The sequence below is a fragment of the Streptomyces sp. NPDC056144 genome (genome assembly GCF_042264145.1).
Taxonomy (GTDB): domain Bacteria; phylum Actinomycetota; class Actinomycetes; order Streptomycetales; family Streptomycetaceae; genus Streptomyces.
The window spans coordinates 289107-315717 of the sequence record NZ_JBHJVF010000001.1; the positions used below are offsets into that span (position 1 = coordinate 289107).

Annotated in this window: 16 protein-coding genes; 6 read left to right on the plus strand and 10 right to left on the minus strand. The window is 74.2% G+C overall.

Annotated elements, in window-relative coordinates; all coding sequences use genetic code 11:
* Positions 1-7: 7 nt before the first annotated feature.
* The 3 genes from ACFC0Z_RS01220 (at position 8) to ACFC0Z_RS01230 (ending at position 2722) form a co-directional block, all read left to right on the plus strand.
* Positions 8-1321, plus strand: coding sequence for an MFS transporter (locus ACFC0Z_RS01220; protein WP_376431438.1), 1314 nt, complete (start codon positions 8-10; stop codon positions 1319-1321).
* A gap of 181 nt (positions 1322-1502) precedes the next feature.
* Positions 1503-2315, plus strand: coding sequence for a dimethylargininase (gene ddaH / locus ACFC0Z_RS01225; RefSeq protein WP_376431440.1), 813 nt, complete (start codon positions 1503-1505; stop codon positions 2313-2315).
* A gap of 185 nt (positions 2316-2500) precedes the next feature.
* Positions 2501-2722, plus strand: coding sequence for a hypothetical protein (locus ACFC0Z_RS01230; protein WP_376431442.1), 222 nt, complete (start codon positions 2501-2503; stop codon positions 2720-2722).
* A gap of 14 nt (positions 2723-2736) precedes the next feature.
* Here ACFC0Z_RS01230 and ACFC0Z_RS01235 read toward each other — a convergent pair whose 3' ends face one another.
* Positions 2737-5997 (minus strand): BTAD domain-containing putative transcriptional regulator, encoded by a 3261-nt coding sequence (locus ACFC0Z_RS01235; protein ID WP_376431444.1) that lies wholly within the window; start codon positions 5995-5997, stop codon positions 2737-2739.
* Positions 5998-6252: 255 nt separating this feature from the next.
* Between ACFC0Z_RS01235 and ACFC0Z_RS01240 the strand changes: the two genes are divergently transcribed.
* The gene (locus tag ACFC0Z_RS01240; protein ID WP_376431446.1) at positions 6253-7380 is read left to right on the plus strand and encodes a hypothetical protein; all 1128 of its coding nucleotides are present in this window, start codon (positions 6253-6255) and stop codon (positions 7378-7380) included.
* Position 7381: 1 nt separating this feature from the next.
* Here ACFC0Z_RS01240 and ACFC0Z_RS01245 read toward each other — a convergent pair whose 3' ends face one another.
* Both ACFC0Z_RS01245 and ACFC0Z_RS01250 read right to left on the minus strand, forming a co-directional pair.
* Complete coding sequence (locus ACFC0Z_RS01245) at positions 7382-8380, minus strand: glycoside hydrolase family 26 protein (protein ID WP_376431448.1); 999 nt, start codon at positions 8378-8380, stop codon at positions 7382-7384.
* Between the two features lie 37 nt (positions 8381-8417).
* On the minus strand, positions 8418-9656 hold the full coding sequence (locus ACFC0Z_RS01250; protein WP_376431450.1) for a serine hydrolase domain-containing protein: 1239 nt from the start codon (positions 9654-9656) through the stop codon (positions 8418-8420).
* A gap of 156 nt (positions 9657-9812) precedes the next feature.
* On the opposite strand from ACFC0Z_RS01250, the gene ACFC0Z_RS01255 reads away from it, so the two are divergent.
* The gene (locus tag ACFC0Z_RS01255) at positions 9813-10457 is read left to right on the plus strand and encodes a 1,4-alpha-glucan branching protein (protein ID WP_376431451.1); all 645 of its coding nucleotides are present in this window, start codon (positions 9813-9815) and stop codon (positions 10455-10457) included.
* Here ACFC0Z_RS01255 and ACFC0Z_RS01260 read toward each other — a convergent pair.
* From ACFC0Z_RS01260 to ACFC0Z_RS01270, 3 genes are all read right to left on the minus strand, one after another.
* A complete protein-coding gene (locus tag ACFC0Z_RS01260; RefSeq protein ID WP_376431453.1) occupies positions 10454-11527 on the minus strand; it encodes a trypsin-like serine peptidase in 1074 nt (357 codons plus the stop codon). The two genes, ACFC0Z_RS01255 and ACFC0Z_RS01260, sit on opposite strands and share 4 nt — an antisense overlap.
* A 2-nt stretch (positions 11528-11529) precedes the next feature.
* Entirely contained in the window at positions 11530-17094 is a 5565-nt protein-coding gene (locus tag ACFC0Z_RS01265) for a trypsin-like peptidase domain-containing protein (RefSeq protein ID WP_376431455.1), read from the minus strand.
* A gap of 148 nt (positions 17095-17242) precedes the next feature.
* On the minus strand, positions 17243-18115 hold the full coding sequence (locus ACFC0Z_RS01270; RefSeq protein WP_376431457.1) for a DNA/RNA non-specific endonuclease: 873 nt from the start codon (positions 18113-18115) through the stop codon (positions 17243-17245).
* 117 nt (positions 18116-18232) lie between these two features.
* On the opposite strand from ACFC0Z_RS01270, the gene ACFC0Z_RS01275 reads away from it, so the two are divergent.
* Positions 18233-19057: a caspase domain-containing protein gene (locus ACFC0Z_RS01275; RefSeq protein ID WP_376431458.1), complete on the plus strand. Its 825-nt coding sequence runs from the start codon at positions 18233-18235 to the stop codon at positions 19055-19057.
* Here ACFC0Z_RS01275 and ACFC0Z_RS01280 read toward each other — a convergent pair.
* The 4 genes from ACFC0Z_RS01280 to ACFC0Z_RS01295 form a co-directional block, all read right to left on the minus strand.
* Positions 19047-22031: an AAA family ATPase gene (locus ACFC0Z_RS01280; RefSeq protein ID WP_376431460.1), complete on the minus strand. Its 2985-nt coding sequence runs from the start codon at positions 22029-22031 to the stop codon at positions 19047-19049. The two genes, ACFC0Z_RS01275 and ACFC0Z_RS01280, sit on opposite strands and share 11 nt — an antisense overlap.
* A 211-nt stretch (positions 22032-22242) precedes the next feature.
* On the minus strand, positions 22243-23940 hold the full coding sequence (locus ACFC0Z_RS01285; RefSeq protein ID WP_376433410.1) for a S8 family serine peptidase: 1698 nt from the start codon (positions 23938-23940) through the stop codon (positions 22243-22245).
* 637 nt (positions 23941-24577) lie between these two features.
* On the minus strand, positions 24578-25537 hold the full coding sequence (locus ACFC0Z_RS01290; protein ID WP_376431462.1) for a hypothetical protein: 960 nt from the start codon (positions 25535-25537) through the stop codon (positions 24578-24580).
* On the minus strand, positions 25534-26565 hold the full coding sequence (locus tag ACFC0Z_RS01295; RefSeq protein ID WP_376431464.1) for an SPFH domain-containing protein: 1032 nt from the start codon (positions 26563-26565) through the stop codon (positions 25534-25536). Before ACFC0Z_RS01295 ends, ACFC0Z_RS01290 begins: the two co-directional genes overlap by 4 nt.
* Between the last annotated feature and the right edge of the window lie 46 nt (positions 26566-26611).

Here is a 26611-nt window from a genome sequence, read left to right on the forward strand (position 1 = left end):
CCCGCTCATGACCACCGCGCCCGTCAGGCCGCCGACGCCCGCCTCCCCGCCCGTCGGGGACGGCCCGCGCCGGAGCCGCTGGGGCCTCTGGGCCCAGGCGAACTTCCGCAGGCTCTGGATCGGCCAGACGACCAGCAGCCTCGGCACCGCCGTCGGCAACGTCTCCCTCGCCCTGGTCGCCGTCGTCACCCTGGAGGCCTCGCCCTTCACCGTCGGCGTCCTGACCGCCTCCGCCTGGGTCCCCTGGCTCTTCCTCGGCCTCCTCGCCGGGGCCTGGGTGGACCGCTGGCCCCGCCTCAAGGTCATGCTGGTCTGCGACCTGCTCCTGCTCCTCCTCTTCGGCAGCGTGCCGGTCGCCGGCTGGCTCGGCGTCCTCAGCATGACCCAGCTCATCGGGGTGGCCCTGCTCGCCGGCGCGGTGAAGGTCTTCCTGTCGACCGCGAACAGCGCCGCGCTGCCCTCGATCGTCCCCAAGCCGGACATCCTGGAGGCCAACGTCAAGCTCCGCTCCGGGGACGCGGCCGCCGAGATCGCCGGACCCGGCCTCGCGGGCCTCCTCGCCCAGGCCTTCGGCGCGGTCAGCGGCATCCTCGCCGACGCGGTCACGTACCTGGTCGCGGCGGTCTGCGTGAGCCGCATCGAGGCCGACGAGAAGCCGCCGCCCGCCGCCGAACGGCGGGGCATCCTCCGGGAGATCGGCGAGGGCGTACGGTTCCTGGTCCGCGACCCGTACCTGCGGACGCTCGCGAGCTTCGCGGCCGTCGGCAACCTCGGCCTCAACGGCATCCAGGCGGTGCAGACCGTCTTCCTCGTCCGCGCGGTGGGCGTGACCCCCGGCGGGGTCGGCGCGGTCTTCGCGGTCGTGTCGATCGGCGGCCTCGCCGGGGCCGCGCTCGCCGGAAGGATCGCCCGACGGTTCGGGACCGCGCGCGGACTGCTCCTCTGCGAGCTGGTCGGGGCGCCGTTCATCCTCCTGCTCCCGATGGCGGGGGAGCGGCTGCCGCTGGCGGTGAGCGCGGTGGCCTGGGCGGTCGCGGTCTGCGGAGTCGTCGCGGGCAACGTCATCGCCGGCAGCTTCTACCAGGCGTACTGCCCGCCCGCGATGATCGGCCGGATCCGGGCGAGCGCCTCGACCGTCAACTTCAGCGCCATCCCGGTGGGCGCCCTCCTCGGCGGCTGGCTGGGCGAGGTGCTCGGCGCCCGCACCACCCTGTGGATCATGGCGAGCGTGCTGCTCTCGGCCGGTGTGGTCCTCCTCCTCAGCCCGCTCCGGGGCCTGCGGAGCTTCCCCGAGCGGCCGGTGACGCCGCCTGGGACCTGAGGGCCTGCCGGAGCCGGAGATCTTCCGGCGGCAGTCGGCAACGACGCAATCTTCCCCGGCAGTTCGGCCTCTTGATCTTCACAGAACGCCGCCCGGTTCTCCACACTGACGTCCAGAGCACAGCACCACCTGCAACGACGTCCGTGTCCCCGCGCCCCACCCTCACTCCCCGGAGCCCTCCATGAGCCGCACCGCTCGCCCGCGCCGCTTCCTGATGTGCCGCCCGACCCACTTCGAGGTCAGCTACGCGATCAACCCCTGGATGGACCCGGCGAAGCCGGTCGACACCGACCTCGCCGTCGCCCAGTGGGAGCGGCTGTACGAGCTGTACGTGTCCCTCGGTCACCGCGTCGACCTCATCGACCCCGTCCCCGGCCTGCCCGACATGGTGTACGCGGCGAACGGCGCCACCGTCGTCGACGGCAAGGTGCTCGGCGCCCGGTTCCGCGACGCGGAGCGCGCCGCCGAGGGCCCCGCCTACCTGGAGTGGTTCCGCGCCCAGGGCTTCCTCACCCACGACCCGGCCCACGTCAACGAGGGCGAGGGAGACATCCTCCTGACGGGGACGTACCTCCTCGCGGGCCGCGGCTTCCGCAGCGTCTCCGCCGGCCACGCGGAGGCCCAGGAGTTCCTCGGCCGCCCGGTCATCGGCCTCGACCTCGTCGACCCCCGCTTCTACCACCTGGACACCGCGCTCAGCGTCCTCGACACCGACGAGGTCATGTACTACCCGGGCGCCTTCTCCGAGGGCAGCCAGGCCGTCCTGCGGCGGCTCTTCCCCGACGCGGTCCTCGTCGAGGAGGCGGACGCGGAGGTGTTCGGGCTCAACGTCATGAGCGACGGCCTCAACGTGGTGATCCCGGAGGCGGCGACGGGGGTGGCGGCGCGGCTGCGCGAGCGCGGCTTCCGCCCGATCGGGATGGACCTGTCGGAGCTCTTCAAGGGCGGCGGCAGCGTGAAGTGCTGCACGCTGGAGATCCGCGAAGCGGTCTGACCAGGGATTCATCTGATCAACGCCCCGATCAACGCCCCGATCAACGCAGCCGATCGACGCACGGTGCTCGTGCGTCGATCGGCTGTTGAACGTCACAGGCCAATCTCATCCCATCAGCCCCGGAGCACACCGGGGAACCCGGATCACCCCCCTGAATCCCAGGGGAATCCTCCAAGGGAGCAGACATGGCCAAGCGTTCGCAGACCCCCGGTGCCGCCCGTATCCGCTTCACCCTCGCGGGAATCGGCATCGGCGCCCTGATCGCCCTCGGCGCGGCCGGCACGGCGATGGCGGACGGTGTCTCCGGCACCGAGACGGGCGGCACCACCGTCACCTCCCCGGCCGCCGCCCCGACGCCCACCCCCACCCCGACCGACGACAAGGACTGGAACAGCACCGGCTCCTGAACCGACCCGACCTCTCAGGGATCGACCAGCGCCAACGCGGACTCCTCCAGCAGGCCGGCCACTTCAGCGGCCTCCGGGAGCCCGAGCCGCCTGAACAGCTCGTACGCCTGCCGCAACCGCGCCCCCGCCTCGTCACCACGCCCGAGGTCGGCGAGCGAACGGCCGAGGACCAGCAGCGCCTGCGCCTGGTCCCGTTCCGCCCCCAGCTCCTCGCAGAGCGCCAGCGCCTGCCCCGCGTGGTCCAGCGCCTCGTCGGCCCTGCCGAGCGAACGCAGACTGTCCGCCATCCGGTAGCGCGCGTGCGCCGCCCGGTCACGGAGACCGGCGCCCGTCGCCACCGCCAGGCACTCGCGGAACCAGGTCACCGCCTCCTCGTGCCGCCCGAGCCCGTGCAGCGCGAGACCCAGCACGTACAGGGTGTACGCCCGCCCGGGGTCGTCCTGCCGGGTCCGCAGCTCGGCGAGCACCTCGTGACAGATCTCCACCGCCTCGTCCGCCCGTCCGCTGCGCACCCGAGCCAGCGCGGCGTTCACCGTGGTCACCAAGGCGCCGGAACGGTGCCCCAGTTCGTTGGCGAGGAGCAGCGCCTCGTCGTAGTGGTCCACGGCCTCGTCGTAGCGGCTGAGGAACTGGCAGATCAGACCGAGGTCGTTGAGCGCCTGCCGCAGGATCACCGTGTCGCCGGCGGTCCGCGCCGCGTCCACCGCCGCCCGGGCGGCGGCCTCGGCCGCGTCGAGACGGGTCGCCGCGAGGGCGGCGTTCCCGCGCAGGAAGTGCGCCCGCCCGGCGGCCCGTACGTCCCCGTGGCGCAGCGCCGCGTCCGCCAGCGCGTCGGCGGTGAGCGAGAGTTGACGGCTGGGGGGAGTGAGGACGAAGGGAGTGAGCGCGATGAGCAGGTCGATCGCGGCCCGCAGCGCGGGACCGGGTGCACCCGCCTCCGCGTCTCCCGCGTCTCCCGTGACCTCGGCGTCTCGTGCGACCTGGGCGGCGAGCGCCACCGCGCCCGCGCGTTCGGCCGACGCCCACTCCCGCGCCGCGTCCCAGCCGGCGAGCCGGACTCCGGGGGAGCGGGCCGGGCCGAGGGCACCGGCCGCCGGGTCCCCGGGGACCGCGTGCTGGAAGGCGGTGCAGGCCGTGGCGAGGAGATGGTCCAGGAGCCGGTCGCGCGCCGCGACGGCCTCCCCGCTGTCGGACGCCGCCGCGCCCTCCGCCGGGCGCCGGCGGGCGAACGACCGCAGCAGGTCGTGGTACCGGTAGCGGCCGGGGAACGGCGACTCCACCATCGCCACGTCCACCAGGGCTTCGAGGAGGTCCTCGGCGTCGTACTCGTCGAGGTCGAGGAGGGCCGCCGCGGCGGCGAGGCCGATGTCGGGCCCGTCGACCGAGGCGACCAGCCGGAACGCGCGGGCCTGGTCGTCGGTCAGCTGGCGGTAGCTGAGTTCGAAGGCCGCCGCTACCGCCAGGTCGCCGATCCGCAGCTCGTCGATCCGCCGCCGCTCCACCTGGAGCCGTCGGCTGAGCGTCTCCACCGTCCAGCCCGGCCGGGCCGCGAGCCGGGCGGCGACGATCCGGACGGCGAGCGGCAGGTAGCCGCAGGCCACGACCAGTTCGAGGGCCGCGTCCCGCTCGGCGTCGAGCCGGTCGGCGCCGATGGTACGGCCGAGGAGGTCGAGGGCCTCGGCGGGCCGGAAGACGTCCAGGTCGACCTGGACGGTCGCCGGGAGGCCGGCCGGCCGGGTGCGGCCGGTGGTCAGGACCGCGCAGCCGACGGCCCCCGGGAGCAGTGGCCGGATCTGGGCGGCGTCCTTGGCGTTGTCCAGCACGACGAGGAGCCGCCGCCCGTCCACGACGGAGCGGAAGAGCGCCGAGCGGGCGTCGAGCCCGTCGGGGACGGCGTCCCCGGGCACCCCGAGCGCCACCAGGAACCCGCTGAGCACCGCCTCGGGGTCGGCCGGCACGGGGTCGGAGCCCCGCAGGTCCACGTACAGCTGCCCGTCCGGGTAGGAGTCGCGGACCCGGTGGGCGACGTGGAGCGCGAGCGCCGTCTTGCCGACGCCGCCCATGCCGACCACCGTGGCGATGGCCATCGCCTGCGGCGCGCTCGACCCGAGCTTCTCGACGAGGAGGTGAACGGTGGCCGCACGCCCGGTGAAGTCCACCGCGTCCGGAGGGAGTTGAGCAGGACGGGGCGGAGCGGGAGTGGTGGCCGGGGACGGGGCCTGAGCCTGGTTCGCCGGTACGGGTGCCTCGTCGGCGCCCTTCGCGTCGCCGAGGTCCGCCGCGAGCCCCGAGCCGCCCGAACCTCCCGAGCCGCCCGCCCCGTCCGCGGAGTCCGCAGAGACGTTTCCGCGCGCCGATCCGTCGCCCGGACGCCCGGCCGCGCCCGCCGGCCCGGTTCTCCCGGGATCCTGGCCCGTGCCCGTCCAGGCGCCGGTACCCGAGGCGGTCGCCGACGCCTCCCGGACCGGCGGCTCCGGGGCCGCGAGCGCCGGATCGCCCTCCAGGATCCTCCGGTGCAGCTGCTCCAGGTCGGCGCCCGGCGCGACCCCCAGCTCCGCGAGGAACAGCTGTCGCACGCCGCGGAACACCGCGAGCGCGTCCGCCTGTCTACCCGCCTGGTACAGGGCTCGCATCAGCAGCCCGTACGCCCGCTCGTGCAGCGGGTGTTCGGTCGTCAGCGCGGTCAGCTCGGGGATGCAGCGCGAGTACCGGCCGAGGGCGAGATCGAGGCCGATGCGCTCCTCCAGGAGCGTCAGCCGCAGCTCCTCCAGGCGGTGCCGGTGCCGCTCCGCGAACGGGCCCGGGATGCCGGAGAGCGGCGTCCCCTGCCACAGGTCCAGCGCCTGGTTCAGGAGATCGCGGGCGCGCGACGGATCGGAGCGCGCGGTGCGCTCCGCCTCGGCGGCCAGCGCCTCGGCCTCCGCCGTGTCCACGGCCAGCTTCGGCAGGACGAGCCGGTAGCCGTCCCCCATCGACACCAGCATCGACGCGGGCCGCTCGGCCTTCGCCGCGCCCGCCCCGCCGTCCGCGCCCGGTTCCACCGCGTCCAGCACCTTGCGCCAACGCCACGCGTAGGTACGGACCGTGGTCATCGCCGCGTTCGGCGGCTCCTCACCCCACAGCGCACCGATCAGATCGGTGGCGCTCGCCGAGTACCCCGGCCTCAGCAGGAGGACGGCCAGCATCGCCTGCTGCTGCGGGCTGCCCACCTTGAGCGCGGTAGCGCCCCGGTGAACCCGCATCAGACCGAGTAAGGAGAAACGGAGTTCGCTCACGCCCTGCCTCCAGCCCGCCCCAGAAGACAGTGGCCGCATCGCCCGGCCCACATGTCAGATTTTGTGTCATCAATTTGGTCAAAGCTTTTTAACCACAGCGTCCCACCTGGTGTCGAGAGCCTGTTGAGCCTGTGGTGATCAGGTGTTGAACCCCACCGAACAGAATCGGCGTACCGCGGGCCACCGGAGACTGTCCTGTACCGCCCGCCCCTCGGCCGCCGGTGGCGCCGGGCCCGACCATATCCTCGGAGGCGGATGTCCGTGAACACCGCACTGCTGTACCGGCTGCTCGGCACCGACCCGGCCGAAGGCCCGGCTGAGCTGCTACAACGTGCCAGGACGGGCCGGCATCTGCCGCACCTCGTACTCTCCGCGCTGTGCCGCGACGGCGTCCGCATGGGCGGGCCCGCGCGCGACGAACTGCGCCGCGCCCAGGACCGCGCCGACGACTACGCGCGGGTCGCCGAGGGCCTCGCCCGCACCACCGGTGTCCGCGCGATCCGGGGTCTTCCGTTGGCCGGTTACTACCCCCCGGGTCTCCTGCGCCCCCTCGCCACCCTGGATCTGGTGGCCCCCGACGAGGCGGCGCTCTGGCAGGCGGTGATCCGCCTGGTCACCGACCACCCGGTGGAGCACATCGACGTGTCCCTGACGGGCTGCGCCCGGGACGACACCCACGCCTTCGCCCCGCACCACACCCACGGCCCCGCCTCGCATCACACCGACGTCACCGTCCGCTGGCCGGCCGAGGACCCGCTGGTGGACCCCTGGTACCGGGTCCACCTCTCGACCTCCGCCCTCCCCGGGGACGGCGCCACCGTCCCCGTACGCCCCTACCTGGTCGCCGAGGAGCCCGTCGAGTGCCTCATCGCCCTCGCCGAGTCCCGCCTCCACCGGCCCACCGACGCCCCCGACCCCGTCACCCTCCTGGACATCGCCTGCCTGGCCCGGCAGCCCTTCGAGCCGGCCGAGACCGCCGCCGTCCTCGCCGCCTACCGGCTGGCCCCCGAGGCCGCGACCCTCCTCGACCACGCCGCCAAGCACGTACCGCTCGGCCCCCTCGCCGCCGTCCGCGAGGCCCTCGCCCCCGAGCTCGGGCCCGAGCACCGCCGCCGTACCGAGGCGGCCGCGGCGACCTCCCCGCCCGGCGTCGGCCCCGACCCGGCCCGGCCCCGGCCCCGCACCCGGACCCACCACGGCACCCTGCTCCGCCGCACCGTCATCCGCCACACCTGGAACGAGGCCCTCCTCCTCACCTGCGCCCCCGACACGCCCCTCCTCCTCACCCCCGTCGCCGACTACCTGCTCGCCCCGGAACCCGTCACCCCCGACCTGCGCGCCTCCGCCCTCCGGACGCTCCACCACTGGGACGCCCTCTGTTGACTCACCTCCTGCGGTACTCCCGCGCGGCCTTCCTGTTCCGCCCGCACTGCCAGACCCCGTGCGGGCAGTAGTCGGTGAGGGACTCGTACACCGGCGGGTGGTCGCGGAACCACTTCCGCATGCCCTGGACGTACGCCGGGTTGTCGCCGTTGCGGAAGAGCCCCCACTCCGGGTACGAGACGGGCTTGCGGTGCTGCCGGGCGAACGTCACCTGCCGGCGGAGCCCGTACGGCTCCTCGACCTGGCGGCGGAAGCTCATCCTCCGGGGCTGGTCGTAGGTGTCCATGCCGATGATGTCCACGTATCCGTCACCGGGATAGCAGCGCGTCCAGGCCACGGCGTCCCGCCCCCGGCTCGGCGCGAAGTCGAACCGGAACCGCTGCCCCGGCACCGACCGCATCGCCTTCACGATCCGCCGCCAGTACGCGCGCCACGCGGCGGGCGCGGGCCCGCAGCGGTGCGTGTACGTGACCCCGTTCATCTCCCAGCCGAGGACGAGCACGCTGTCCGCCAGCCTCGCGCGGACCAGATGCCGGGCGAGCGTCCGGAAATGCCCGTCGTACCGGCCCCGCTCACCCCGCCTCAGCAGCATGGAGACCGTCGAGTCCGGCAGCCGGGCCTCGCTGCGGTCCAGCATGGGCACGTTCAGGACGAGCAGCCGGTCCTTCCGCCCGGCGCGCCAGCGCGACCACGGCGCCAGGAAGGCCGTCGGGCCCTCGATGCTCTCCCAGTCGTCGCCGGGGAGGTACGTGCGGCCGACGAGGAGCGGACCGCGCCCGCGCCACCGCTCCACCTGGGCGATCCGCGCCACGCCCCGGGCGTCCGAGCCCGTGAAGACCCCGGAGAGCGTCGGGCGCACGGCGCTGCCCTTGTCCTCCCGGGGGGAGCCCGGACCGCCCGGCGGCAGGACGAGGACCAGGAGGACGGTGAGCAGGACCGCGAGCAGGGCGGTGCGGCGGCGGGGGAGGAGGAGCACGTCTCCGATGCTGACGGCGGGCACGCCCCCGATCGCGCAGCCACGCGGGCGCCGGGCCCGGTCAGCTTTCGCCGGACGTCGGCTGGGCGGCGGGCGCGGCCGGGATCTCGTACACGTGGTCCGGGGTCACGATCTCCGTGATCGCCTTGCCGAAGAGCGTGCTGGGCGCGGTGCCGTCCTTGGTGACGTCGCTGTTGAGCAGGACGACGAGGGTCGCCTCCGACTCGGGCAGGTAGATCGTGAGGGACTGGTAGCCCGGCAGCGAGCCGTTGTGGCCGATCCAGCCCGCGATGTCGAACAGGCCGAGCCCGTAACCGGAGCCGTCGGGGGCGGACGGGTAGACCTTGAGGCGCTCCGCCTGGGTCTCGGGGCTGAGGAGCGTGCCCGTGGCGAGCACCTTGGCCCAGGTGCGCATGTCCCGGAGGTCCGAGATCATCGCGCCGGCCGCCCAGCCCCAGGACGGGTTCCAGTCGGTGGCGTCCTCGACGGCGCCCGACGCGGTCTGCTCGGTGTAGCCGTGGGCGTGCGGGCTGGGGAAGGAGGCGTCCGTCGGGAAGACGGTGTGCTTGAGCCCCGCCGGGACCGAGACCTTCTTCGTGACGTACTCGTCCAGGGGCATCCCGGAGACCTTCTCGACGACGAGGCCGAGCAGGACGGTGTTCGTGTTCGAGTACTGGAACTCCTCGCCCGGCGCGAACTGCACCGGGTGCTTGAAGGAGTACGCCAGCACCTCCTGCGGAGTCCACTGCCGTCCGGGATTCGAGGTCAGGGCCTTGAAGAACCCCTCGTCCGCCGAGTAGTTGAAGAGCCCGCTGCGCATGGCGGCGAGGTTCCGCAGGGTGATCCGGTCGCCGCTCGGCACGCCGTCGACGTACTCGGAGATCGGATCGTCGAGGCCGACCTTCCCCTCGTCGACGAGCTGGAGCAGGGCGGTCACGGTGAACGTCTTGGTCTCGCTGCCGATCCGCATGAAGAGGCCGGGGTTCATGGCCGCCCCGGTCTGCTTGTCGGAGACACCGAAGGACCGCAGGTACGTGCCCTTGCCGGGCGCCGAGAGCGCGACCATGACACCCGGGACCTTCGCGTCCCGCATGACGTCCTGGACGGCGGCGTCGAGCTCGGCGGCGACGGCGGGCGTGAGCTCGGGAAAGTCGCCGGCGGCGGCCGACGTCGCGTACGCGGCGACGGGGCCGGGCGGCTCGACGGCCACGGCCGCCCCCGCGCCGAGCGGGACCACGAACAGCCCGAGGGCCGCGACACCGGCGCACGGGCGCCGCCGACGCTCGAATGAGTACCTCACGGCGGGCCTCCTGCCGGCCGGGGACAACACTCCACTTCCCAGGCTAGGGCGGCCGTGGCGGGGGCGCATGGCGACGGGGACCGGGCCCCGGCCCGGGAACGGTCTGTTAGGTTCCGAAGGCCTCCTGCCCGACCGAGAGACGAGGGACCGTCGACCATGGCCGTCATCCACAAGACCACGATGGAACCGACCAAGTTGGAGCTGCTCGCCGCGTGGCTCCCCACCCGCGCCTGGTACGCCGTTCCGGAGGGCGGGGCCGACCCGGCGAAGGCGGGCGGGTTCCGGCTCGACGACCCGGCGGGCGAGGTGGGCATCGAGTTCATGGTGGTGACCGAGGGCGACGGCCCGGACGCCGCCGCCTACCTGGTCCCCATGACCTACCGGGGCGCCCCCCTCGAAGGTGCCGAGGACGCCCTCATCGGCACCTCCGAGCACGGCGTCCTCGGCACCCGATGGATCTACGACGGCACCCACGACCCGGTCCTCGTCGCCGAGTTGTACGCGCTCCTCACCGGCCGCGCGAAGGCCCAGCACCAGTCCGTGGACGACACGGTCGACACGACGGTCACCGTCACCCCCGTCCTGGCCGCCGAGGCGGCGGAACTCGCGAACGCCGCGGACACGACCGACGCCACCACGGTGACGCTCAGGACCTCCACCACCCCGGAGCGCCTCACCCTGCGCCGCACCCTGACCGCCGGAGAGCCGACGGGCGGGCGCGGCGGCGTCACGGCCGAATGGCAGCTCCCGGGCGGAGGGACCGCCCGGGGCACGTTCGTCGTCGTGGACGAGGCCGTCTAGACGAAGTTCACCTCCGCCCGGGCCAGCAGCGGGTCGTCCACCAGTTCCCACAGGGGGACAGCGAAGTTGCCCGTGCGGTAGCGGCCGCCGAAGTGGAGGCCCAGGACGCGGTGGTCGTCGAGGTCGAAGACCGGGGAGCCGCTGTTGCCGCCGAGGGTCGAGCAGTCGTGCTTCATGACCAGGCTGCCGGGGACGAAGTCCGTCGCCGCGCCCGGCTGGAGGCGCTTCACGTTGTACACGTCCATGAAGATCCGGCGCATCGACTCGGGTTCGTTGCGCCGGCCGTCCCAGGCCGGGTAGCCGATCACGTACACCGGGCGGCCCGGCAGATCGGCCGGGGCGTCGGCGGCTATCGCCAGGGGAGCGGGGAGGGCGTCGGGGCCCGAGGACTCGATGCGCAGCAGGGCCATGTCGACGTCGGGGTGGATGCCGATGATCTCCGTGACCTCGTACGTGGGGGACGAGGCGGGCGCCGCGGCTCCGTCCAGGGGGAGTTCCTCCGCCGGGTCCACCCGGGCCGACATGCCGAACGCGAAGCCCCACCGGTCGCGGTCGGCCTCGCGGAGGGCGAACTCGGCCGCCACATGACGGTTCGTCATCACCGTCGTCGGGCCGACGAGGAACGCCGTGCCGATCCAGTCGAGACTGGGGTGGCCGGACACCTCGACCCGGCCGACCCGGATCAACGACTCGTGGATCGACGGCCGTTGCGCGTCGAGCACTGACCACTCGTCGCGCTGCGGGGCGAAGTCCTGGCGCTGTACCAGGATCGCCGGACGGCCCTGGAGGAGGACGATCGCCTCCACCCCGAAGTACTCGTCCTCGCCGATCTCGTCCTCGCGGTGGTCCGCCATCTTCTCCAGGCCGCTGACCCCCGCCTCCAGGACCCTGGCCCGCTCCTCCCGGGCGAACCGGGAGATCTCGACGGCCGGTGCCACCTCGGCGGGGAGTTCGAGCACGGACTCCGTGATCTCGGCCTCCAGTTGCGCCCGGACCCGGTCCGCCACCTCCCGCAGGTCCGGGAAGACCCGTTCCGCCGTCGTCGCCACGGGCGACCTTTCGTCGGCCATCGTCAGTCACCTCGGCTCGGCGCCGGCCGTCCCGCCTGGCCGGCCATGATCTCGTCGTACAACTCCGGTCTGTGCTCCCGCAGATGGGCCATGATGCTGCTCATCTGGGTGCCGACGTTCACGAACGTGGTCCTCTCGCCCTGGAACTCCACCTCGTCCACCTTCTGCGTCGCCCGGTGCAGCCCGACCACCGTCCAGTCGTCCAGGCACACGGGCGACCCCGAGGCCCCGCCGCGCGTGTCGGTGAAGTAGAGGATGTTCCGCTCGTCCGCCCGGTAGACGAGGTTGTTGCGCAGCGCGACCCGCTTCGGCAGGCCGCCCGGGTGCTGGATGATGTTGACGGGTACGCGCTGCCGCTCCGCCACGCGCAGCGGCCGCGTGGCGATCCGCAGCGTCGGCCGCGGGTTCTCCTCCGGTGCCAGCCGCACGACCGCGTAGTCCAGGTCCGCGTCCCACGCGGCGAGCTCGGCGGCGACCACCTCGGGCGTCGCCGTCGCGTTCTCGACGAAGTCGAACCGCGACCGGGACATCAGCGTCTGGAGCCGCAGATCCTCGTCGCTGACGAAGGGCCGCACCCCCGAGTCCCATGAACGGGCCATCAGAACATGGTGGTTGGTCATGAGCAGTCCCGGCGCCACCATCCACCCGGTGCCGCCGTGCGGGTACGAGGGAAGGAGCGGCGTCCCGCCCTCGTACGGCGGAATCCGCAGGTGCGCGACGGAGGTTCCGGTCCTGATGCCGCCATGGAGGAACTCGTACGGCACGGTGTCGTCGTGGAGGATCGCCGCCTCCTTCAGCTCCGACGGCATCATCTCCTCCGGCATGACGGACTCGCCCGTGATCTCCCGCGCGACCGTGTCGAGCGCTCCCTGCAGGACGGCCAGCGGCCCGGGCTCGCGGGTCTGCTCGATCGCGTTGTGCAGCCAGATCTCCAGCGGCACCAGGCCGTCGATGAGCCGCTCGACCTGGTTCATCGCGTTGAGGTCGGCGTGGGCCTGGTGCAGTGGGTCGCTCATCGGCGCGAGGGTGGTGGTGAAGTGCGCCGGGATGCCCTTGAGGAGCGCGGGGCGCAGGGTCCGGTCGGCGAGCCCGGCCTCCAGGGCGGCGTTGCGGACCCGGACCAGCTCCTCCTGGGGCAGAAACGGCTTCTTGCGGGGCGCGGCCCCGGCGGCGTTCGGCGGAGGCTGGGTCCAGAGGCCGACGCTCCGCCGGGAGGTCACGGTCCGGGGCGAAGGCCGGGGGAGGGGTCTGGCCCAGGAGCCGGTGGGCGGCCCGGACCCGGGGCTGCCCGACACCTCGGGCCACGGCGCCGCGGCCCCCGGCGCCGGGGCCCCGGCCGTCTCGGGCCCCGGTGTCTCGGGCCCCGAGACGAAGCCGCCCTCCTCCGCGCTGCCCTCCTCCGGCCCGTCCCCCGGACCCGCCCCGTACACCGTCGGCCCCGCGTCCATCGCCGCCGCCACCCCGAACAGCAGGTCCCCGCTGTCGTCCCGCAGCGTCAGGGCCTGCCGGGCCACGCTGTCCAGGGTCCCGCGCCGCCGCGCCTCCCGCAGCGCGGCCTCCACGCCCTCCCGGTCCAGGCGCGCCACCGGCCCGCCCGCCGCCGTGCCCAGGATGTGCGCGAGCGGCTCCCTCAGCCGGGGCTCGGCCGTCATCGTCCGGTCGATCCAGTGCGCCAGCTCGGACACCACCGCGTCCTCGTCCGCCGGCAGCCCCACGAGCCGCAGCGTGTGCTCCAGGAGCTGCGGGTCCGCCCGGCAGGCCGTCGCCGCCGCCGTGCGGGCCAGGGAAGGCTGCCGGGCGAGCTCGGCGTCCGGCATCCCGCGCAGGGTGCGGGCGAGCCGCGCCTCCGCCGGGGAGGCGTCTCCGTCGGCCAGGGCCGCGAGCCGTGACCGGGCCACCAGGACGCCCAGGGACTCGTACCGCAGTCCGAGCCCCTCCGCGATCTCCTCGGCCTCCTGGAGATCCCGGTCCGCCGCCGGGAGGTCGCCCGCGTCCTGGGCGAGCCGGGCCGACAGCTGGAGCAGTTCGAGCTGGGTCTCCCCGCACCCCGCGTCCGTCGCGCCGTCCACGGCGTGCTCCAGGCCGAGCCGGGCCTCTGCGAGCTGCCCCGAGCGGGCGAGGGTCTCGGCCCGCAGCGCGTGGAGCCTGCTGCACGGCGTCCACGGCCGCCGCTCCGACACGCGCTGCGCCGCCACCTCCACGTATCCCTGGGTGAGCAGGTCCTCGACCTCGCGTGCCGCGATCCGCTCCCAGTCCTCCTGGTCGGCCTCGACCATGATCTGGTCGGGGACGTGCCCGCCGATCTTGCCGAGGAGGAAGGCGGCGGAGCGGTGACTCATCTCGCGGTGGGTCCCGCCGCCCAGGTAGAGGGTGACGCCGGGCTCCCAACGCGCCTCCACGGTGCGGGGGTTCTCGCCGAGCCTGAGACGGTGGTAGATCTCCTCGGCGCGGTTCCGCGGCCCGTCGAGGGCCGCGTAGTACGCGACGGCGCTCCGGTCGACGGCCCGCATCAGATCCGTCCGCGCCCGGTCCGACAGCCGCAGCATGATGGCCCGCAGGTCGCTCCGGTGCCGGATCGCCTCGGGGCCCGCCGACTCCATGAGGTCGACCCGGGAGGTGAGGAGCCCGTACAGCCGCCGGGCCTCCGCGGCGGTGTCGACCCGCAGCCCCGCCGGACCCGCGAGCACGTGCCGCACGAGGTCCGGGGTGATGTGCCGCAGCGCCAACCCCGCCTGGACGAGGGCCCGTACGTCGTCCTCCGCGATGTGCTTGAGGATCCGGTCGTACAACGTGCCCTGGATGAGCATCTGGTCGACCTGCCGGTCGAAGTACCGCCTCCGGGAGGGCAGTCCGCGCAGCAGCTCGGCCATCGAGGGCGAGTCCGCGCCCAGGGCCGTCACCGTGCGGGCGGCCAGCTTGAGGCTCAGCGGATGCCCGCCGATCCGCGCGGCGAGGTCCTCGGCGACCGCCTCGTCCGTCACCCCGGAGGAGAGCAGCAGCTCGACGGAGGCCTGCGGGTCGAGCTCGGTGAGCTCCATCGTCCGGGGCGTCAGGACGCGTGCCGGGTGGTCGATCGGCGCCCGCCCGGCGACGACGAACCGCAGCCGGGAGTACGCGGCGCGCAGCGCCGTCCAGATCGACCACATCCGGGCGATGATCGGCGAACCCCGGTACTGCGCCTCCTCGAAGGAGTCGACGACCATCAGGAACGGCGGTGCCATCGTGCCCGCCGGGGGCCGCACCGCCTCGGCGACGAGGGTCGCCGTCCTGCGGGCGAGCTCCTGCTCGCGCGCGGTCGCCCGCGCGTGGAAGTCCACCGAGTAGTCCCGGCCGAACGTCGCCCGGGTGGTCGACAGCCGGGCGAACTCCTCCATCTCGCCGCGCTCGCCCCTATGGAGCGCCGCCGTCCGCTCGCACTCGTCCGCGAGCGCGTCGAAGGCCTCGCGGTGGGCCGGGTACTGGACGCCGAGCTGGCGCGCGGTCTCCGCGAGCATGGTGGCGGGCTCGTTGATCGAGAGCGTCGGCCGCTCGAAGTCCAGGTAGGCGAAGGGGAATCCGTCGGGAGCGGCGGCCAGGGCGTCGACGAGGAACCGGGCGAGCAGCATGCTCTTCCCGATCCCGCCGACCCCGTGCAGGAGGACGGGCGGCTCCGCAGGCTCCTCCGGCAGCGCCAGATAGGCGTGGAGGGAGTCGAGCTCGGCGGCCCGCCCGTGGAACGTCCCCCGGGCGAGCCGGTGCATCGGCTGCCGGAGCCGGGCCTCCTCCAGCCGCTGCTGAACGTCGTCGACGGCCGGGAGTCCGGTCACCCCGGGAACGAGGTTCAGCCAGAGGACGGCCTGGAGGGTGTCGCACAGTGCCTGCACCTCGTCGTCCCCGAGCCCGGTCTCGTCCGCTTCGGCTCCCGTCGCCGCCCTCGCCTCCGTCCCCGTGCCTGCATAGGCGTCCGCATTCGTTCCCGCTCCCGCATTCGTTCCCGTTCCCGCTCCCGCGAGCAGTGCCAGTGCCGCCCGTTCCGGGCCCGGGACCTCCGGACGCGGATCGATGGCGGCCCGGAGGGCGCGGAGGGCCGCGGCCGGCCCCGCCAGGCCCGCCAGGGCCGACTCCCGCACCTCCGGCTTCAGGGTCCACACCTGCGTGCCGCCGGCCGAGGGCAGGGCCGTGCAGTCGTCGACCAGTTCGAGGACCGCCCGGCCGGTGGCGAGGGACTCGCCCGGCAGCCGCAGCAGCGCCGGGTCGAACTCCTGGAGGAGGCAGGCCGCTTCGCGGTACGACCGGCGCAGGTCGGGCAGGGCGGGGGCGGGTGCGGCGAGGCTCGTCCGCAGGGCGTCCCGCAGCACCTGGCCGGCGTCCCCGGGGGCGGGCTGCGGCGCCGGGGGGAACGCCCTGTGGAGCCGTACGACGTCCTCCACCGCCGTGCACAGCCGGCGCATGTAACTCTCCTCGGCGTCCGGCCAGTCGACGGCTCTCAGCACCTCCGCGACGGCCGTCTCCGTCAGTTCGCTCACCATCTTCTCTTCGGACGGGCCGTCGCCCGCCGGGCCCGCCGAGCCCGCCGCCTGTTCCGTCTCCGCGAAGAACTCCCGGAAGAACTCCCGGAAGAACTCCCGGAAGAAATCCCGAAGATCGTCCGCGTCGAGCAGGCGGGTCGTGTCCCGGCACTCGTTGTTCCTCACCTCGTACGGGAGTTGGCGCATCGCCGTCGAATAGCCGAGGAGCACGAGCCGGGGCACGGTCTCCTGCCGTACCGGAGCGTGCTCGTAGACCGCCCGCGCGAGGACGCCGATGCAGTCCCACACGTCCGATCCGGGGTCGAGCCGGTCGCAGTCGTCGAGGACCAGCCAGAACCGCTCGTCGGCGGCGGTCGCCCGCCCGACGATCCGGTGGGCCGCGTCCTCGAAGGAGGGCAGCGGGTCGTTGAGCCGGGTCGGATTCAGCGAGGCGGCGTCGGCGGCCCCTGCGTCGGGCCCCGACACGAAGGCCGTGAGGCGTTCGAGGAGCCGCGCTGCCGTGGACGTACGGGAGAGGGTGACGCGTACGGGCCGGAAGTCGAGGTGCTGGCCGAGATGGCGCAGCAGCTCGTACGTGTACGAGCGCCCGCTGTCGGGAGGCCCGTCGACGACGAGGACCGTCTGCTCCGGGTCCGCGACGAAGTCCCGGAGCCTGGCGCGCAGCTCCGTGCGGTCGAGGAACGCCTCCGTGCCGTGCTTGAGGAGCATGCTCGCGAACGGGTCGGCGGGCGAGCGCCGCAGCCGCTCGTCCTCGCGCAGCCGGGTCAGCAGGTTCCGCGCCTCGGCGCCCTGCTCGAAGCCGTGCGGGTCGTCGATGGCGGCCAGCGCGTCGAGTCCGGCGAGCACCGAGAGCAGGCGGCGCTGGTGGGCGATGTCCCTGCGGGCCGCGCCGACGACGAGGAGGGCGTTGCGGTCCGGGTCGGGGGTGAGTGGCAGGTCCTGGACGAAATCGGCCGGGAGTCCCGCGCGCAGCAGCCGCTCGCGGGGCTCGGGACTGTCCAGGAGATGGGCCCGCACCCACGTGGCGACGAGCCCCCACTCCGTCTCGGTGAGCGGCATTCGGCACCTGCCCGGTGCACGGTCTGACGGACGTCCTCCCATCGTTCCACCGCCCCAGGAGCGTCGCAATCGCGCGCGGACGTCTGGCGTGCGGGCCTGGGACGTCACCCGTACGGGCCGGGGACCTCGCCCGTACGCGCCTGGGACCTCACCCGTGCAGCACGATGTCCCCGTACGACTCAAGGCGCCGCCAGCGTTCCTCGGGGCCCCGGGTCGGCGGCATCACGTCCACGTCCGGCAGGGGCCCGAACTCCAGCTCCGTGAGCTCCGCGACGTCCGCCACCGGCACCTGGTACGTGCGGAACGGTCCGAGCGGCGGCGGCGCGCCCGGCGTCGCCCCGGAGAGCGCCCGCTCGGAGTCGCGGCTCAGGTCGGGGCTCTGGTCGAGGACGTACGCGCTCGCCGCGAGCGCCCCGTCCTGGAGGAACGCGGCGACTTTCCAGAAGCGCAGGGGCACCTGGATGCCCCGGTACGGCGGGTCGGAGTCGTGGAGTACGGGCCCGGTGAGGACCACGAGCTTGCGGTCGAAGTCGGCGGCGTGGCCGAGGAGGTGGTTCTCCAGGCCCTGCCAGAGCTGTTTGCCCTGGTTGAAGACGTCCGCCTGCGGGGCCGCGTTGGTGAAGTGGAAGGTGTCGGTGTTGGCCCGCGCCGCCACCGCCGCCGGGCCCCACACGGGGTCGAGCCGCCGCACCAGGTGCCCGCGGTCGAGGCTGTTGTTCACGTACACGGCCTCGCCGGCCTGCTGCTCGGCCGGCACCCGGGGGTCGTACTCCCACACGTCGTCCCGCGGCACGTCCTCCAGGAGCTCGCGTCCGTCGATGCAGACGGCGGTCGAGGCGGCGAGCCGCCGGTCGGGCCGGAAGGCGACGGAGAAGTGCTCGTACGGCAGGACGACCGTGGCGATGCCGGAGCGGGCGGGGAGCGGCAGGGGGACGACGGGCCCGAGGAAGGTCTCGTCGTACCCGGTGCGGTCGGCGAACGCGGTGTGGCCGGGGGAGGGCGGAGGATCGGAAGGGTTCATACGATGGAAGTACCGCGTGGAGAGGGTCACGCTCGGCGGCGTACCGCAGGCCGCTCGATCAGCCACTCGATCAGCCGGTCCGTGCGGGCCCTCCCGTCCCCCGTAAGGAGGCACCCCATGGCCACCGGACTCTCCCTGCACGTCGGCCTCAACGAGGTCGACCCGGCCCGCTACGAGGGCTGGGCGGGCACGCTGGTCGCCTGCGAGAACGACGCCCACGACATGGCGCGGATCGCCCGCGCCGCCGGCTTCGAGGCCACCGTCCTGCTGACCCCGGACGGCAGCGTCGCCAACGTCACCGGAGCCCTCGGCGAGGCGGCGGCCCGGCTCGGCCCCGGCGACGTCCTGCTCTTCACCTATTCGGGGCACGGCGGCCAGATGCCCCGGGACGAGGGAGGGGACGCCGAACCCGACGCGTTCGACGAGACCCTCGTCCTCTACGACCGCCAGTTCCTCGACGACGAGCTCCGGCGGGCCTTCCGCGGCTTCGCCGACGGCGTGCGGATCGTCGCCTTCCTCGACTGCTGCCACAGCGGCACCTCGATCGAGCTGCCGGGCGGCGCGGAGGAGGCCGGCGGAGCGGAGGAGGTCAGGGGACGCTACCTCCCCGAGCCCTGGCAGCGGCGGCTGTACGAGCGCGACCGGGGCTTCGTCGAGGAGCTGAGGCGCTCGCTCGCCAAGGACACGCCCGACGACGGCGCCGCGCACACGGCCCTGCTCGTCTCGGCCTGCCAGGACGACCAGGTCGCCTCCGACGGCGACGTCAACGGGGCCTTCACCGAAGCGCTGCTCGCGGTCTGGGACGACGGCGCCTTCCAGGGCGGCTACCGCGACTTCCACCGCGCGATCCGGGAGCGGCTGCCGTCGAGCCAGCGGCCGAACCTCCACGTGACGGGGAGCCCGGAACCGGACTACGCGGACCAGCGCCCGTTCACGGTCTGAGCGCCGTCGCCAGCTGCGCCCGGGAGCGGACGTCGAGCTTCTGGTAGATCCGCGTCAGCCGCGCCTCGACCGTCTTCACGCTCAAGTAGAGCTTCGACGCCGCTTCCTGGTTGCTCGCGCCCTGGCAGACGAGCCGGGCGAGCCGCAGTTCGGCCTCGGTGAGCGAGGAGGCGGCGGACGGGGTCTCCTCGCGCGCCACCGGACCCGAGCCGGTGCTCTCGCCCGCCATGCCCGCCAAGCCGCCCATACCCGCCATGCCCGCCATGCCCGCCGTGCCCGCGGCGGTCTCGCTCGCGAGGGCCAGCCACGGCGTCGCGCCGACCCGCTCGAAGACCGCGGCGGCCTCGTTCAGGGCGGCCTGCGCCGCGGAACGCCTGCGCCGCCGCCGCTCCACCCGGGCCAGCGCGATCAGCGCCCGCCCGCGCTCCAGGGGCAGCCCGGCGCGGTCGAACCGCTCGGCCGTCCCCGTGAGCAGCTCGGCCGCCGCGTCCGTACGGCCCTCCGCCGCGAGGCACAGCCCGCGCACGCGGTCGCAGCCGAGGAGGACGGGGCCGCGGCCGAGACGCTCCGCCACCGGCCGTACCTCCGCGAGGAGTTCGAGGGCCTCGTCGCAGGCGTCGTTGGCGAGCAGCGCCTCGGCGAGCTCCTCGTGCCAGCGCAGCATGGACGGGTCGACGTTCGACTGGGCGCGCTCGTCGGCCTGGACCCGGCGCAGCGTCTCCAGGGCCGCGCCCACGTCCCCGGTGACCAGCTGCACGCGGCCGAGCGCGTACCGGCTGCGGGAGAGGAAGACGCGGTCGCCCTCCTCCTCCGAGGCCTGGACGCTGCGCCGCGCGTAGCTCGTGGCCCGCGCGAAGCTGCCGCCCGCCGTCTCGGCCAGCGCGAGCGCGTACCACGCGGGTCCGGGGGAGAGGCCCGCCTCCAGGGTGAGACCGAGCGACTGCCCGGCGTGCGCGAGCGCGGACTGGCACGGGCCGAGCCGGGACTCGATCTCGGCCAGCGTGCTGAGGAGTTCGATGGCGTCCTCGACGGTCCCGCGCCGCTGCACCAGCGGGAGCAGCGCGCCGAGTTCGTCGCGGGCGTCCGTGAGCCGTCCGTCGAAGAGCGCGTGACGAATCGTCAGGATCTGTGCGGCGTTGCGGAGTCCGAGCGGACGCTCGGCCAGCTCCAGGTCCCGCGCCCGGCCGAGAACGGCCTCCGCGTCGGGCGAACCGAGGGCCCGCTCCATCCGCGCCTGCACCGTCAGCGCCTGCGCGGCCGTCCGGGCGTCGCCCATCGAGGCGGCCAGCGCGGCCGATTCGGCCGCTGCGGTCCGCGAGCGCTCCGGATCGCCGTCGGCGAGCACGTACTTGACGGCCAGCCGCAGCTGTACGGCGGCCCGGAGCGCGGTGTCGCCCTCCGAGTCCTCCATGGCGTGGACGTACATCTCGTCGAGCTCGGTCAGTCCCTGCCCCGCCGTGTCGAGGACGGCGAGCCGCGCCCGTACCCGGTCGGGCGGCGCGGCGTCCCGGGCGAGGAGGTCGGTGGCGGCGCGCATCGCGAGGTCGGCGCGGGCCGCCCGGGCGGCCTCCTCGGCGGCGTCGACGAGCCGCGCGATCCGCCGCGTACCGTGCCTGCCGGGAGTCGACTCGGCCGCGAGCAGGGCGAGTTCGGCGGCCAGCGCGCTGTTCCCGCGCCGCCTGGCCGTGTCGGCCGCCGCCGCGACCTCGGCCGCGAGCTCCTCGTCCGGACTGTCGGTGGCGAGCGCCCGGTGACGTACGGCCTCGACGGGATCGTCCACGACCTCGGCGAGGGCCGCGTGCCCGGCGCTCCGCTCGGCCCAGCAGGCGTCGTGGACGAGCGTGGACGGCAGCAGCCCGGCGGTGAACGTCACCGAACCGTCCTCGGTGAGCGACACCAGGTCGGCCCGCTCGGCCGCCGCGAGGTCGGCCTCCGCGTTGGGCCGCCCCGCCCGCCGGATCAGCGTCGCCGAGGGCCGCAGCGCGAGTGCCGCGAGCAGCAGCGTCTCGCGTACGGGAAGGGGCGCGGCCCCGAGCAGCTGCCGCGCGAGCCCCCGGGCGCGCCCGGAGAGGGTGAGCGCCTCGGCGTGGTGTACGGGAGTGCGGGCGTCCGCGAGCGAGCGGCCCACGGCGAGGGCGAGGCGCGGATTGCCGCCGCTCGCCCGGTGGATGCGGCCGGCCATCCGGGACGGCAGCCGGTGGTGGATGAGGAGCGCGGCGATCTCGTCGGCGTGCAGCGGGGGCACGAACAGGACGTCGGCCTCCGACGGCACCCAGAGGTGCGTGGCGTGCGGGTCGTCGGCGCGGAAGGACTCGCGGTGGTGCTCCCTGGGCCGGCCGTCCGGCTCGGGGGCCTCCCCGTACGGCTCCGGCGTCTCGACCGCGACCACCCGCAGGGCGGGCGGCGCGAGATGGAGCGCGAAGCGGAGCAGGTCGGCGCTGTCGGCGTCCACGTGCTGGACGCCGTCGACGACGAGCAGGACGGGCCCGCGGCAGGCGAGCGCGCGGAGGATGCGGGCGATGCCGAGGCGCAGGGCGATCGGGTCCCAGCCGCCGGCCGCGAGCGGGGCCTCGCGGCAGAGCATGGCGACGGCGGTGCGCTGAGGACCCGGCAGTTCGTCGAAGACGCCGGAGGCGAGCACGCCGGGGGCGAAGAGGCCGGGGGTCTCGGGCCCGGGCGCCGCGTCGGGGACGAGCGCGCCGAGCCCCGGCCAGGTCACCGTCGCGGCCACGGAGGCGACGAGCGCGGCGGCGGCCGCGCCGGGTATGTCCCGGTCGGACGGCAGGGTCGCGAGCCAGAGGACCGTCTCGCCGCGGGCCTCCGCGCGGGCGGCCTCGGCGAGCGCGAGCTCGGTCTTGCCGACCCCGGCGGGGCCGGTGAGGAGCGCGCGGCCGCGGGTGTGCAGGACGCGTTCGAGGCGGGCGAGGAACTCCTCGCGGCCGATGGGCGCAGGCCGGTGCGGCGCTGTCGTCACTGTCCCTCACCTCCGGCCCACGGGTCCCGCCCATGAGCCCCGTGGGCAGAGAATACGGAGCTGACGGCCGGAGTCCAGGCCCGCTGTCCGAATGCCGGACAGCGAACCCCGGCCGGAAGCCCCCCGAACGCCAGAACGCGCCCGTGGTATAGACCACGAGCGCGTCGCTGACCAGCAATGATGCTGATGTGGGGGGTGGTTGAGCGGTGGATCAGAAGGTGAGGCTCCACGAGTCGATGTAGCCGGTGTCACCCGTGGCCACATCGCGGACCTGGAGCTTCCAGGTGCCGTTGGCGACCTCGCTCGACGCGTCGACCGTGTACGTCGCGATGACGTTGTCGGCGCTGTCGTTGGAGGAGGAGGCCTTCAGGTTGCGCACGGTGCCGTCCGGGGCGACGAGGTCGACGACCAGGTCACCGCGCCAGGTGTGCTTGATGTCCACGCCGACCTTGAGGGCGGCGGGGGCGTTGCCGGTGCGGCCGGTGACGGCGATCGAGGACGACACGGTGGCGTTGTCGTTGATCGTGACGTCGGTGGCGTTGGTGAAGACGGTGCCGACCGGCGGCGTGGCGGTGACGGCGTCGACCGTCTTCGCGGCGTCGGCGATGCCGGTGCCGCAGCCCTGGGTGCAGGCGCCGGAGGCCAGCGGACGGGCGTTGGCCTTGATCGCGGACTCGATCTCGGCCGGGGTGAGGGTGCTCTTGGCCGACTTCAGCAGCGCGGCGAGACCGGCGACGTGCGGCGCGGCCATCGAGGTGCCCTGGTAGGGCTTGTAGTTCTCGGCCGACTGGGTCGTCGTGCCGGAGTTCAGCGTCGAGTAGATCGCGTTCTCGGGCGTGGTGACGGTGCCGGGCGTGTCGGTGGCGTTGCGGGTCTCGCCGCCGGGCGCGGCCACGTCGACCTTGGCGCCGAAGTTCGAGTAGTACGAGCGGTTGCCGGCGCGGTTGGTCGACGCCACGGTGATGACACCGTTGCAGTTCGCCGGGGTGAAGCCGGCGGAGTCGGCGTTGCTGTTGCCCGCGGCGACGACGACGGTGGTGCCGCGCGAGACGGCGCCGTTGATCGCGGTCTGGTAGACGCTCGGGCAGGTGGAGCTGGCGCCGCCGAGGCTCAGGTTGATGACCTTGGCCGGGGTCGGGTTCGCCGGGACGCCCGTGACGGTGCCGCCGGAGGCCCAGGTGATGGCGTCGGCGATGTCGGAGGACGAGCCGCCGCACTTGCCGAGGACACGGACGGGCTGGATCTTCGCGTTGTACGCGATGCCCGCGATGCCCTTGGAGTTGTTGGTGGTCGCGGCGATGGTGCCGGCCACGTGCGTGCCGTGCCAGGAGGAGTTGGACGCCTTGGAGCCGGTGCCGCACTCGCCGTCGGTGGCGTTCCAGTCGCCCTCGTCCTTCGAGTCCGCGTCACGGCCGTTGCCGTCGCGGGCGTCGGCGGACGTGGAGATGAAGTCGTAGCCGGCGACGACGTTGGACGCCAGGTCCGAGTGGGCCGCGTAGCCGGTGTCGATGACGGCGACGGTGACGCCGGAGCCGGTCGTCTTGTCCCAGGCCGTGGGCACGTTCATGCCGCCGGTGGCCTCGAAGAGGTCCCACTGCTTGGCGTAGTCGGTGTCGTTCGGGGCGGCCGCCATCGCGTAGGCGCGGATGTCGGGCTCGACCAGGGCGACGGACGGGTCGGCGCGGAACGCGTCCATGACCTCGTTGACGTCCTGCGGGGTCGCGCTGTCGCCCAGGTCGACCAGGGCGGCACCGCCGGAGAGGCGGCGCTCGAACGAGAGCTTCTCGCCCGTCTCCTTGGCCTTCGCGGCCGTGTCCGTCTTCGCGGCGGCGTTGGAACCGGCCTCGGCGGACTTCGTCTTGTAGGTGACGATGACCTTCTCGACCGGGGCGGTCGGAAGCGCCCGCATGGTCTGGGAAGCCGGAGCCGGCTTCGGGGTGGCAGCGCCCGGGACGGCGGCGATCGCCCCGGTGGTGGCAGCGGCGCCGAGGATCGCGGCGCTCGCGACCACGGATATGACTCTCCGCCTGGAACCGTTCAAGGTATGTGGCCCTTTCGAGTACGACGTGACGGTGCAGTGGCGGCGGCGCGGGACGCACACGGGGCGAAGTGGGGTCGCGGTCCGTCGTTCCCTGGGCTGGGGAGCCCGTGCGCCGCCACCGGCGCGACGGCCCGGGTCAAGGCCGCCACCGGCGGATGCCACCCTCCTCATGCACCTGTCACGGTGCATTCGAGGGATGGTATCTGCCGGTGTGGAGGACAGTAGGGAACGGGGAGGTGAACCCGATACGGGGAAAACCCTTGTCACCCCTCGGCGGGGGGAGGGGGTGCGGGGAGGGGGCGCGAGGGGGCCGCTTCGGGGGGACTTGGACGGTTACGTGGTAGGGCGCGGGATCCGACGACCCGCCAGCCGGGACCGCTCCACGGCGGGGGCACGTCAGTCGGGACCGCTCCACGGCGGGGACCCGTCAGCCGGGGCCGCTCCGCGGCGGGGGCACGTCAGTCGGGACCGCTCCACGGCGGGGACCCGTACAGGCCCCGCCCCCTCACCCCACCAGCCTCAGGCGGTCCGTCGCCGCCGACAGGCGGACCGTCTGGCCCCACGTCAGGTGGAGGGCGTCCGATTCGACGCCGTCGCCGAAGGCGACGAGGAGGTCGGACTCGACGGTGAGGCGGAGGGCGCGGCCCGGTTCGAGGACGCCTTCGACATGGGTCGTGCCGGTCGTCGGGGACGGCCACGCCTCGCGGACGAACCAGGCGAGGCGGGGGTCCGCGGGGGCGGGCAGGGCGAGGGCGCTGGAGCGCTGCTGCCAGAGCGAGCGGAGCCAGCCGGTCGCGCCGGTCCCGGTACCGACCAGGACACCCGAGGACGCCTGGGCCTCCGACGCGGGCCCCGGCCCCGTACCCGTACCCGATCCCGCGCCCGTACCCGTACCCGATCCAAGGCCCACGCCCTCGCCCTCGACGGCCAGCGCGTACCGCGCCGTCTGGTGGCCCGGCGGGCCCACGTAGATCTCGTTGAGGGCGAGGAGGCGCTGGGCGTCGTCCGTCCGCGCCTCCACCATCGTCAGCTCGTCGGCCGTCGCCCCGGCACCCGCCGCGTACGGAAGCAGCCGCCGCGCCTGGGCCGCGCGGTGGCGTACGAGAACGCCCGCGTTGCGCCCAGGGTCGGCGTCGATCCCGACCACCGGCTGACCCGAGAGGTACTTCGCCGCGTTGGCGACCAGGCCGTCCTGCCCGACCACCACCACGACGTCCTCGGGCCCGAACAGGAACCGGTCCAGGTCCGCGCGCTCCACCCGGGTCTGCCGCCACGCCGGCGGCACCGCCGCCGTGACCTCCGCGAGGGCCCGCAGGACCCGCTCGTGCCGCTCGCGCACGTCCTCGATCGAACGGCCGCGCGTGGAGAGGAAGAACGCCGCCTGGCCGTGCGTCCCGTGCCGGGCGAGCAGCTCCTCGTACTCCGTGGTCCGGTGCACGAGGACCGCGCGGGGTGCGAGGCTCACGACCGGGAACCGCCCTCGCCGCCACCGCTGCCGCTGCCGCCGCCGAGCTTCGCGAGCAGCCCGGTCACCACGTCGGGGGAGAGCGTGAGGTGGTCGATGCGCGGCAGGTTCTCCGCCGCGCGGGTCACCGCGAGCGCGTGCAGCATGGCCGGATCCGCCTCGGCGTGCGCCCGCAGCCACGCCGCCTGCGCCCCGGCGCGCGCGTCGCCGACCACGCGCGCCGCCTCGGCCTCGGCCTGCGCGAGCCGGACCTTCCGGGCTCCCTCGGCCTCGGCCCGTACGGCGTCGGCCGCCGCGCTCTCCTCCGCCTCGCGGCGCGCGTTCGTGCCGCGCTGCTCGACGAGCCGCTCCTCCTGGCGGGCCAGCTCGATCTTGCTGGCGAGCTCGTTCTCGGCGATGGCGCGCTCGCGCTCCACCGCCACGGCCCGGCGCTCGTACGTCGCCCGGTCCGCCTCCTGCTGGATCTGCTCGCGCGCGGGCGTGCGCAGCGCGCGCTCCACCTCTGGCTCCGGGCGGATCGCGACCACGCGGACGGCGACCAGCTCGATCCCGGTGTCCGGCAGGCGCGGCTCGGCGGCGAGCCCCGCCGAGATCCGGTCCCGGACCGCCGCGACGCCGTCGACGAGCGCCGACGCGAGCGTGGTGCGCGCGAGGACGTCGAGGGCGTGCTGCTGGGCGGTCTCGGTGAGCAGGGTGGCGATCTGCTCCAGGGGCGTACCCCGCCAGTCGCCCGTGTCGGGGTCGATGGAGAAGTCGAGGCGGGTGGCCGCCGCGGCCGGGTCGCCGATGCGGTACGTGACGGTGGACTGGACGCTGACGTCCTGGAAGTCGGCGGTGCGGGCGTGAAAGGCCATCGCGAGCTCGCGGTCGTTCACGGGCACTTCGGAGAGCGCTGCGGTCCGCGGCCGGAACCAGAAGCTCAGCCCCGCGCCGTCGTGGACGAGCTGCCCGCCGCGCTGGTGGCGGATGTGGGCGGTGGGCGCGGAGCGCAGATGCCGCCAGCCGGACCGCCGGGTGATGTCAGCCATGGAACCCCCTTGTCGTCATGGTGACGATAGGGGGTTCCGTTGATTT